1 protein-coding gene is annotated in these 1,554 nt (G+C 59.9%); it reads left to right on the top strand.

Annotated features, from left to right (window positions below; all coding sequences use genetic code 11):
- The coding region (locus tag NKH22_RS31435) for a type I secretion system permease/ATPase (protein ID WP_352912430.1) at nt 1-1,220 on the top strand (1,220 nt) is incomplete at its 5' end.
- Nucleotides 1,221-1,554: the final 334 nt, after the last annotated feature.

Here is a 1,554-nt window from a genome sequence, read left to right as displayed (position 1 = left end):
CTCTCTCGCAAGGGCCGATAAGCGATACCGTTGCCCACAACATGGCACGCAATGGTCTGCTGCAAGCAGCGCGTTGCAATGCCGAGGTCGTGCAAGCTCTCGGTCTTGGAAAGCGGATCGCTGCCCGATGGCAAAAGGCCAATGCCAAGTGTCTGGCCGCCAACCGGAAAGCTGGGGACGTGGCAGGTGGGCTGGGTGCCATTTCAAAGTCGCTGCGCGTGCTGCTGCAATCGGCCATTCTTGCCGTCGGTGCGTACCTTGTGGTCAGGGAAGAGGCTACGGCCGGGGTCATGATTGCCAGTTCGATCATGATGGGGCGTGCGCTGGCTCCGGTCGATCTCGCCATTTCAAGCTGGAAACCCTTCCTCATGGCGCGCCAGGGTTGGGCGCGGCTGGAGGACCTCTTGGAAAAGGTTCCTGAAACCGCTCCTGTCATGCTAATGCCTGCACCTGAACGCGAACTGCGCCTCGAAAGCGTGACAATCGTTCCGCCCGGCGAAAGCAAGCCGACCGTGACCGGCATTGCGTTTGCCATTCAGGCGGGAAGCGCACTCGGGGTCATCGGTCCATCGGGCTCGGGCAAGTCGACACTCTCGCGCGCCATCGTCGGCGCATGGACGCCGGTCGCCGGGAAGGTTCGCGTCGACAGCGCAAGCCTCGATCAATGGGACCGGGAAGCACTAGGCCGTCACATCGGCTATCTGCCGCAAGGTGTTGAACTGTTCGACGGCACCATTGCCGAAAACATTGCTCGTTTTGAAGATGATCCTGACCCTGAGGCTATTGTCGCCGCGGCGAAGGCAGCGGGCACGCACGAACTGATCCTCCGATTTGAGCACGGATACGAAACTCCGATTGGTGAGGCCGGATCGGCACTTTCCGCCGGGCAGCGCCAGCTTATCGGTCTTGCCCGTGCCCTTTATCGAGACCCTTTCCTTGTTGTGCTGGATGAACCCAATGCCCATCTCGATGCGGAAGGCGAGGCTGCAGTCGTTAATGCGATCGCCTCCGTGCGCGAGCGCAAGGGCATTGCGGTTGTCGTCGCCCATCGGCCGAGCGCCATCCGCGCCGTGGATTTGGTGTTGGTGATGGAAGGTGGACGGCAGCGATCATTCGGTGCGCCTTCCAAAGTCCTGAAGGCCATCGAGTCTACACAGGATAACGTGGCAGAGCGCGCTGACATGGAGGATCCCGGTGTCCGGCATTCACCAGAACAATGACGTTCCGAGCTCCATTCGCCGCCACTTCCCTTGCTCGCAATGGGCAGTGCCGGCGCGACTCGGCAACACATCCCCATGCCCGTTCTTCCGAGGGCGGCTCAACCAGAACGACCGGTTACAAAGTTTCCTGGACCGTTCTTTGAGTGTGAATGTTCGGCCGATTGCCTGGGCGCGTCCCCGCCGCCTGCGAGCCCGCAACGGCTCGGCGAAGGGCGAAGTGAACGAGAATGCATTCATTTCGTAAATGTATGCCTATCCAAGCAATCGATTTCTCCAATTGTCCGATGACGAATATGAACGACTCAGGCAGGGACATCATTAGGAGTATTTTTCG

It is taken from the genome of Mesorhizobium sp. M1252 (assembly GCF_040318265.1).
GTDB lineage: Bacteria > Pseudomonadota > Alphaproteobacteria > Rhizobiales > Rhizobiaceae > Mesorhizobium.
The sequence above is the reverse complement of the archived record's forward strand: the minus strand, read 5'-3'. Positions and strand labels throughout refer to the sequence as shown.